This window comes from Bhargavaea cecembensis, from assembly GCF_000826125.2.
GTDB lineage: Bacteria > Bacillota > Bacilli > Bacillales_A > Planococcaceae > Bhargavaea > Bhargavaea cecembensis_B.
On the sequence record NZ_LN651373.1, the window covers coordinates 1,726,516 to 1,734,952 of the forward strand.

At 59.1% G+C, this 8,437-nt stretch carries 11 protein-coding genes, 1 pseudogene and 1 other annotated feature; of the genes and pseudogenes, 1 reads left to right on the top strand and 11 read right to left on the bottom strand.

Annotated features, from left to right (window positions below):
- Window positions 1–874: LysM peptidoglycan-binding domain-containing protein (locus BN1189_RS16220; protein ID WP_052455879.1), on the bottom strand; the 874-nt coding region annotated here is incomplete at its 3' end.
- A gap of 139 nt (window positions 875–1,013) precedes the next feature.
- Here BN1189_RS16220 and BN1189_RS14015 point away from each other — a divergent pair.
- Window positions 1,014–1,556, top strand: coding sequence for a transcription repressor NadR (locus tag BN1189_RS14015; RefSeq protein WP_040228934.1), 543 nt, complete (start codon window positions 1,014–1,016; stop codon window positions 1,554–1,556).
- A gap of 529 nt (window positions 1,557–2,085) precedes the next feature.
- Here BN1189_RS14015 and pheA (BN1189_RS14020) read toward each other — a convergent pair.
- The 10 genes and pseudogenes from pheA (BN1189_RS14020) to BN1189_RS14065 all read right to left on the bottom strand — a co-directional run.
- A complete protein-coding gene (gene pheA, locus BN1189_RS14020; protein ID WP_040228935.1) occupies window positions 2,086–2,973 on the bottom strand; it encodes a prephenate dehydratase in 888 nt (295 codons plus the stop codon).
- A gap of 17 nt (window positions 2,974–2,990) precedes the next feature.
- Window positions 2,991–3,284, bottom strand: a pseudogene (locus tag BN1189_RS14025) (ACT domain-containing protein); the annotation flags it as partial.
- Window positions 3,283–4,107, bottom strand: coding sequence for a prephenate dehydratase (pheA, locus tag BN1189_RS14030; protein ID WP_052455880.1), 825 nt, complete (start codon window positions 4,105–4,107; stop codon window positions 3,283–3,285). The gene pheA (BN1189_RS14030) and the pseudogene BN1189_RS14025, both read right to left, overlap by 2 nt.
- A gap of 17 nt (window positions 4,108–4,124) precedes the next feature.
- Window positions 4,125–4,580, bottom strand: coding sequence for an ACT domain-containing protein (locus BN1189_RS14035; RefSeq protein WP_040228943.1), 456 nt, complete (start codon window positions 4,578–4,580; stop codon window positions 4,125–4,127).
- An 81-nt stretch (window positions 4,581–4,661) separates the two neighbouring features.
- A complete protein-coding gene (gene obgE, locus BN1189_RS14040) occupies window positions 4,662–5,951 on the bottom strand; it encodes a GTPase ObgE (RefSeq protein ID WP_040228936.1) in 1,290 nt (429 codons plus the stop codon).
- Window positions 5,951–6,538, bottom strand: a complete 588-nt coding sequence (locus tag BN1189_RS14045; protein WP_179860962.1) for a Spo0B domain-containing protein — start codon at window positions 6,536–6,538, stop codon at window positions 5,951–5,953. Before BN1189_RS14045 ends, obgE begins: the two co-directional genes overlap by 1 nt.
- Before the next feature lie 103 nt (window positions 6,539–6,641).
- Window positions 6,642–6,932, bottom strand: coding sequence for a 50S ribosomal protein L27 (gene rpmA / locus BN1189_RS14050; protein ID WP_040228937.1), 291 nt, complete (start codon window positions 6,930–6,932; stop codon window positions 6,642–6,644).
- A gap of 12 nt (window positions 6,933–6,944) precedes the next feature.
- Entirely contained in the window at window positions 6,945–7,271 is a 327-nt protein-coding gene (locus tag BN1189_RS14055) for a ribosomal-processing cysteine protease Prp (RefSeq protein ID WP_040228938.1), read from the bottom strand.
- Between the two features lie 9 nt (window positions 7,272–7,280).
- Window positions 7,281–7,589 carry a 50S ribosomal protein L21 gene (gene rplU, locus BN1189_RS14060; RefSeq protein WP_040228939.1) on the bottom strand — a complete coding sequence of 103 codons (309 nt, stop codon included), beginning with the start codon at window positions 7,587–7,589 and terminating at the stop codon, window positions 7,281–7,283.
- A 12-nt stretch (window positions 7,590–7,601) separates the two neighbouring features.
- Window positions 7,602–7,675, bottom strand: a sequence feature (ribosomal protein L21 leader region).
- Window positions 7,676–7,742: 67 nt separating this feature from the next.
- A partial coding sequence (locus tag BN1189_RS14065) for a hypothetical protein (RefSeq protein WP_179860963.1) occupies window positions 7,743–8,437 on the bottom strand: 695 nt, incomplete at its 5' end.

Below are 8,437 nucleotides of genomic sequence, written 5' to 3' on the forward strand. Positions count from 1 at the left end.
GGGCGCCCCCGCCTCCGCCGCATCCGCATGTCGACTCGTCATGCTGGTGGTGCATGTGCATCTCCTCTCCGCCGCCATGCTGGCCCGGATAAAACAGCGATGAGTCGTGTGATGTTGAATCATGCAGATGCCAGCCCGTCTGAGGATACGGACTGCCCGGGAACGATGAGGACTCGGCATTCACAATCGGATTCCCGATCGGCGGGACGGCGGGCGGTTTCTGCGGCAGCGTCGGCGGTACCATCGGAGCGGGCATTTGTCCTGACGGCTGCTGGTGAGGCGGTGTTTCATGGGACGGCATCGGGTGCATCGGCATCTCCGGCATCGGCATCTGATGCATCGGCATGCACTCCATGTCGTACACCGGCATCCAGCAGAACGGCATCGGCATGACCGGCATGTACGGTGAATGATGGTGCGGATACGGCTGAGGCTGCGGTGCCGGCATTTCCGGTTCCGGAACTTCATGCACCGGCGGCTTTGGCGGCTTTGGCGGTTTCTCCGCGGCCGGCGGCTTCGGGACGTCCGGAGCTTTCGGCGGAGCCGGCGGCTTCATGTCGGGCGGCGCGGGCTTCATCTCCTGCTTCGGCGGTGCAGGAGGCGGAGGCGGCGCAACCGGCTTCAGCTCGGGTGCTTCCCCGGCCGGCGGCACCCGTGTCGGCTTCTTCGGCTTGCCGTCCTTGTACGGATGCTCCATCGGCTTCTCGCCCTTCCCCTTCTTCGCATGCTCCGGCAGGAAGATCTTCATCCCGGGAACGATATAGTCGGGATTTGCCAGATGGGCGTTCAGCCGCTTCACTTCCTCGAAGGGCACCCCGTACTGCCTGGAAATTTTCCAGAGGGTGTCCCCTTTCTGCACAATATGCACTTGCATGCATGTTTCCCCCTTCCATCGGTCTATCGTATGAGCCCACCATGGGCAATGACACCGAAACTTTGACTTTGAAGCCGTTCATCCTCAAAATAAGCTATGAGTCAAGGTGATGCTGTTATGACGAAAGGAGAACGACAACGTGCAAAAACGCAAGGGGGATGAGCGCCGGGAGGACATTCTCGGGAAACTCAAAAAATCGGACGGACCGGTGAAAGGCGCCGATCTTGCCCGCGAAACGGGCGTCAGCCGCCAGGTGATCGTCGGGGACATCACCCTCTTGAAGGCCCACGGCGAACCGATCGTCGCCACGAGCGCCGGTTACGTATACACCGGGAGCCCGGCAGGCGTTGGCGGCCGGACTCTGTTCGAGCGGAAAATCGCCTGCACGCATACGGCGGACGAAACAGAAGAAGAGCTGCTTGTGATCGTCGATGCGGGTGCGGCGGTGCGGGACGTGACCGTCGAGCATCCCGTCTACGGCGAACTCACCGCCAACATCATGGCCGCCAACCGGCACGACGTCGGGGAATTTCTGAAGCGGGTCGAAGAAACCGGTTCCCCGTACCTCCTGGAACTGACCGGCGGCCCCCACCTCCATACAATCACGGCCGACACGGAAGAAATCCTCGACCGCGCAGAACAAGCGTTGAGGGAAAAGGGATTTTTAACAGACGAAGGTTGAGGAGTCGGGCTAAGCGAACCTGGGAGCGCTGGAATTTGAAGTATGGGTGCTCAATTTCGGAGTATGGCGTGGAAATTCGGAGTATGGGGCTTAATTTCGGAGTATGGCACATGAAATCGGAGTATGGAGCTCATTTTCGGAGTATGGCCGCAAAATTCGGAGTATGGGACTCATTTTCGGAGTATGGCACATGAAATCGGAGTATGGAGCTTAATTTCGGAGTATGGCACATGAAATCGGAGTATGGAGCTCATTTTCGGAGTATGGCGTGGAAATTCGGAGCATGGAGCTTAATTTCGGAGTATGGCACATGAAATCGGAGTATGGAGCTCATTTTCGGAGTATGGCCGCGTAATTCGGAGCATGGAGCCGGAATTCGGAGTAACGTTATGAATCTGAACCGAAACGTTGCGTATCTGAGCTGAAACGTTGCGTATCTAAGCCGAAACGTTACGTATCTGCATGGACACCACAATCTCCCCGCCACATACTCGCCTTCATTGCAAAATCAAAAAACCGGTCCTGCACGTCAGCTGATGACGCGCGGGGCCGGTTTCTTTTCGTACGTATGGTAGGTGCCGAGGGGTTTTACGACGCAGCCGAGCGCGGCGAGTTCTTCCATGGCGCCGTTCATCATCGGGGTACCAAGCTTTTCGTCGATGTCCATGATGAAGAAATAGTCGCCGAGCCCGGTCTTCATCGGCCGGGACTCGATTTTCGTCAGGTTGAGCCGCCGCCAGGCAAAGACCGAGAGCACCTGATGGAGCGCACCCGACCGGTTGTCTTTCGGCAGGTTGATCATGAGCGTTGTTTTCGGCGATTCGTTTCCGCCCGGAATGCCGAGCGCCCCTTCCTTCTTCGACAGGACGACAAACCGCGTCCGGTTGAAGTGGAAGTCGTGGATGTTGTCCTGCACGATCGTCAGGCCGTACTTCTCTGCGGAGAACCGGTTCCCGATCGAGGCGATGCACTGGTCCGGGTTTTCCGATACGAAGCGGGCGGCGCCCGATGTCGAGGTCATCTGGATGAGCGGGACGCCCCGGAACCGGTAATGCAGATATTTGTGGCACTGGGCGAGCGCCTGCGGATGCGAATGGATGGATTCGACTTCTTCCCATCGAGCGGCCTGCTCGGGGTGCATCATGAGGTTCTGCTCGATCGGCGACAAGATTTCCGCCGTTATGTAAAGGTCCGCTTCGTGGTACAGATAATCCACTGTCAGCGAAACGGCCCCTTCCAACGCGTTCTCGATCGGGACGACCGCGAAGTCCGCATGGCCGTCCGATACGGCTTCGATCGCTTCCGGGATGGTCGCAAAAGGAATCAGCCATTCCCCGTGGAACATCCCGTCCGCGGCCAGGTGGGTAAATGAAGCCTCCGGTCCGAGGTAGGCGACGCGGATTGGTTCTTTTTCCATCTTGGTTCCCCCTTTTTTTAATAAGCGCCGGATGAGACGACGTCCGCCGATTCGACGAATGCCAGCTTCTTCAGCGTCTGCAGGAATGCATTCAGCTCCATCGCCATCTCCGTCACGTCGAGCGACAGCGTAACGTTTGCGCGCCCCTGGATCGGAATCGTCTGATGAATGGTGAGCACATTGCATTTCGCATCCGCCACGGTCTTCAGCAGCTCGGCGAGGGATCCTTCCCGGTCCTCAAGCTGCAGGAAAATGGTCAGGATCCGTTCCTGGACGACCGAATGGAACGGAAAGATCGTGTCCCGGTATTTANCAGCCGAGCGCGGCGAGTTCTTCCATGGCGCCGTTCATCATCGGGGTACCAAGCTTTTCGTCGATGTCCATGATGAAGAAATAGTCGCCGAGCCCGGTCTTCATCGGCCGGGACTCGATTTTCGTCAGGTTGAGCCGCCGCCAGGCAAAGACCGAGAGCACCTGATGGAGCGCACCCGACCGGTTGTCTTTCGGCAGGTTGATCATGAGCGTTGTTTTCGGCGATTCGTTTCCGCCCGGAATGCCGAGCGCCCCTTCCTTCTTCGACAGGACGACAAACCGCGTCCGGTTGAAGTGGAAGTCGTGGATGTTGTCCTGCACGATCGTCAGGCCGTACTTCTCTGCGGAGAACCGGTTCCCGATCGAGGCGATGCACTGGTCCGGGTTTTCCGATACGAAGCGGGCGGCGCCCGATGTCGAGGTCATCTGGATGAGCGGGACGCCCCGGAACCGGTAATGCAGATATTTGTGGCACTGGGCGAGCGCCTGCGGATGCGAATGGATGGATTCGACTTCTTCCCATCGAGCGGCCTGCTCGGGGTGCATCATGAGGTTCTGCTCGATCGGCGACAAGATTTCCGCCGTTATGTAAAGGTCCGCTTCGTGGTACAGATAATCCACTGTCAGCGAAACGGCCCCTTCCAACGCGTTCTCGATCGGGACGACCGCGAAGTCCGCATGGCCGTCCGATACGGCTTCGATCGCTTCCGGGATGGTCGCAAAAGGAATCAGCCATTCCCCGTGGAACATCCCGTCCGCGGCCAGGTGGGTAAATGAAGCCTCCGGTCCGAGGTAGGCGACGCGGATTGGTTCTTTTTCCATCTTGGTTCCCCCTTTTTTTAATAAGCGCCGGATGAGACGACGTCCGCCGATTCGACGAATGCCAGCTTCTTCAGCGTCTGCAGGAATGCATTCAGCTCCATCGCCATCTCCGTCACGTCGAGCGACAGCGTAACGTTTGCGCGCCCCTGGATCGGAATCGTCTGATGAATGGTGAGCACATTGCATTTCGCATCCGCCACGGTCTTCAGCAGCTCGGCGAGGGATCCTTCCCGGTCCTCAAGCTGCAGGAAAATGGTCAGGATCCGTTCCTGGACGACCGAATGGAACGGAAAGATCGTGTCCCGGTATTTATAAAAAGCGCTCCGAGAGAGGCCGACCCGCTTGACGGCATCCCAGATTGTCGATTCTTCCCCGTTCTGCAGCAGCCGCTTCGCTTCAAGCGTCTTCTGCATCGATTCGGTCAATACATCTTCCCTGACAAGAAAATAGCTTTCTTCCGAAACATCTTTCACGAGACTCAGCACTCCTTCCGCGGCACAAAAATGCCCGCCGGCCACCGGAGATTTCTCGGGGCGGCCGGGCATGGCATTTTCTTATTCCACGAATTCAAATTCAAAGTCCATGATGCGGACCGCATCCCCGTTCTGGACGCCGCGCTGCCGGAGCGCATCGTCCACGCCCAGTCCGCGGAGCTGGCGGGCAAAGCGGCGGACGGATTCGTCGCGGCTGAAATCGGTCATCTTGAACAAACGCTCGACGCCTGCACCGCGCACGACGTAGACGCCGTCGTCATCGCGGGTGATCGTGAAGTCTTCCTTCTCGCCTTCGAACTTGTACAGCACGTGGCGGGATTCCTCCACTTCGGCCGGATCGTGGAGCGGGAATTCCGGCGTCTCATCGAGCAGATCGGCAATTGCATAAAGCAGTTCCGACAGCCCCTGCCGGGTGACGGCGGAAATCGGGAATATGCGGACGTCTTCGGGGATCTGCTCCTTGAATTCCGCCAGGTTGATCTCGGATTCCGGCATGTCCATCTTGTTGGCCACGACGACCTGCGGCCGTTCGGTGAGCCGGAGATTGTATTGGCCGAGCTCTTCATTGATCGTCACATAATCTTCGTACGGATCGCGGCCTTCCATGCCCGACATGTCGATCACATGGACGATGACCCGCGTCCGTTCGATGTGGCGCAGGAACTGGTGCCCGAGCCCGACGCCTTCATGCGCCCCTTCGATCAGCCCCGGAAGATCCGCCATGACGAAGCTGCGTCCGTCGCCGGTGTCCACGACGCCGAGGTTCGGGACGATTGTCGTGAAGTGGTAATCGCCGATCTTCGGCTTCGCCGCCGACACAACGGACAATAAAGTCGATTTTCCGACGCTCGGGAAGCCGACGAGCCCGACATCGGCGAGCACTTTCAGTTCCAGGACGATTTCCATCTCATGGCCCGGTTCGCCCTTTTCCGAGATTTCCGGCGCCGGGTTGGCCGGCGTCGCAAACCGGATGTTGCCCCGGCCGCCCCGCCCGCCTTTTGCGATGACGGCACGCTGTCCGTTTTCCGTCAGGTCCGCGATGACCCGGCCGCTCTCGGCTTCGGTGACGACGGTGCCCGGAGGAACCTTGACCGTCATATGCTGGGCATTTTTCCCGTGTTTGCCTTTGCTCATGCCGTGCTCTCCGCGCGGCGCCTTGAAGTGCTTCTGGTAGCGGAAATCCATCAATGTCCGGAGGCCTTCATCCACTTCGAAAATAACGTCGGCGCCATGGCCCCCGTCTCCGCCCGCCGGACCGCCGTCCGGTACATATTTCTCGCGGCGGAAAGCGACCATTCCGTCGCCTCCGTCCCCGCCTTTAACATAGATCTTCACGTGATCGACAAACATCAGCGATCCACCTTCCTTCCTGCAACTATCAATTCCAAACCGTCTTCCATTGCTTCATGAGTGAAGCGGAACGGCGTATCTTCCTGTCTTTCCGGCAGTCCGTCCGTCAGATCGAACGGTCCCGTCAGCGAGAATCCGACCATCCAGCCGTTTTCATTCGTTTCCACCCGGATATCCGCCCGGTACTCGGCATACGGACTGAGCCCGTCCGAGAGCCGGTCGAACAATTCTTCGAGAAAACGCTCAACCTGCCTGTCCGCCGCGGGCTCCCCCGGCTGCCTGATATCCACTGAGAGCTCCAGCTCATACTCCGGAAACCGCCAGCCAAATGTCAGGAGCCAACTTTCGGTGAGCGGCATGCCGAGGCTGCCGAGCATCGATTCCCGGCGCCCCCGCTCCACTGCCGAGTCGATCGTCTCGCGGACACTGTCTTCCATGCCGAGATCCAGCTGCATCCGGATCAGATGCAGTGCGTTCATATAATCATGCCGGGCGTGCTTCAGCATTTCCTGGGCCGTCAGTCTGCCGTCCATCCGCAACTCTCCCGTCCTTTTGATCGTGTTCATCCCATACGTACAGTATACCATTCCCGCCCCCGCCTTTTTCAACGTCCTTCCGGAGAAAATCGCCGTTAGCGGAGGAAATAAAAAAAACGGGCCGCATGTCGCCATGCAGCCCGCCGTTCCGCTGTTACGCTTCTTGCGCAGCAGGGTATACGCTCACTTTTTTCTTGTCGCGGCCGTAGCGCTCGAAGCGCACGACGCCGTCGACTTTCGCGAAGAGGGTATCGTCACCGCCGCGGCCAACGTTCTCGCCCGGGTGGATTTTCGTCCCGCGCTGGCGGTACAGGATGGAGCCGCCGGAAACGAACTGGCCGTCCGCGCGCTTCGCGCCAAGGCGCTTCGCTTCGGAGTCACGGCCGTTCTTCGTGGAACCTACCCCTTTTTTGGATGCGAAAAACTGGAGATCCAAACGTAGCATTAAGTCCACCTCCTATCGGTTGATTGTTACTCGGATATGTTCACCATAGTCCCGTTCAATCGTCTGCAATGAAACCACCATCGATCTCATGATGAGCTGGACGGCATCGTCGTCTTCGGATTCGGGGAAGGTGACGGCCAGCCAGCCGCCGTCCGCCCCCTGCTCCACGCCGGGCTCGGTCCCGGTCAGTTCAAACACCGAATTCACAGCGCCGAACGACACGGCCGAAGCCGCCGCACAGACAAGATCCTTTCCGTGCTCCGCGAAATCCGCATGGCCGGACATCTCAAACGAGGCGATCCGGCCGCCGGAGGTTTCATTCACGATCACTTCAATCACGGCCGCCCCTTACAGGTTGATGCCGTCGATGACGATTTTCGTGTACGGTTGACGGTGGCCTTGTTTCTTACGGTAGTTTTTACGGCGCTTGTATTTGAATACAACGATTTTCTTGCCGCGGCCGTGTTTGGCGATCTTCCCTGTTACGGTTGCGCCTTCTACGTATGGAGCGCCGACTTTCACGTCGTCTCCGCCGACGAACAATACTTTGTCGAATGTGATCGTTTCGTCAACGTCACCTGCGAGCTTTTCGATGTAGATCTCCTGGCCCGCTTCAACTTTCACTTGCTTGCCGCCTGTTTCAATAATTGCGTACATCCCTGCACCTCCTCTTGGACTAAGACTCGCCCTCCAAGGCGACCCTTGCGGATGCTTAAGCCTTGTCGGTGCGGTTGTAGCACGGGTGCGCTACAAACCAACATAAGAATATTACCACAGAAGGCAGGCCCGGTCAATGGACAGGCCGATAGTTTATTTCCGGCGGACGCGCTCGGCGGCCTGCTCGTATTTCCGGAAGCGCCAGTGGCGGATGTTCTGGAGCATGAGGAAGAGGGACAGGAACAGGTACGGCGCGGAGCCGGGAAGGTAAAGGAGAGCGGCGGTCCCCGCGGCGCCGGCGACGATGACCGACGCGAGGATGAGCCGGTGTTTGATTTCGGGCAATAGAATGTCGAGCGCCCGTCCCCCGTCGAGCGGCAGCAGCGGCAGCAGATTGAGAGAGAGCAGGACGACCTGCGCAGTGATGAGCAGCGGCTGTCCGGGCACCGGCACGGCGACGGCAAGGAGAAGCAGGACGGCGGTCGCCGCCGGTCCGCCTGAAACGATGAAAAGCCTGTCCCGTTTCGGCAGGCGAGAAAACAGGGGGATGTCGATCTCCCCGCCGTACGGCATGACCGTACATGACCGGACCGGCGCGCGCACGAGGCGCGCCGCCAGCAGATGGCCGCCTTCATGGACGAGGAGCGACCCGAGGATGACCGCGTACACCGAGACGTTCCCCGTCGCGATGATCGCCAGCAAAAACGGCAGCATGACCGGATGGAGCCGGAACACGCGGGAGAGGTGGTTTCGCCCGGCCCGCCGCTCCGGTTCGCGGATTTTTCCGGCAGGGACGCCGGACGGCAATGCGGTCATCCGCTTCCGGCTTCGGGCGGTTTCATCGGCGG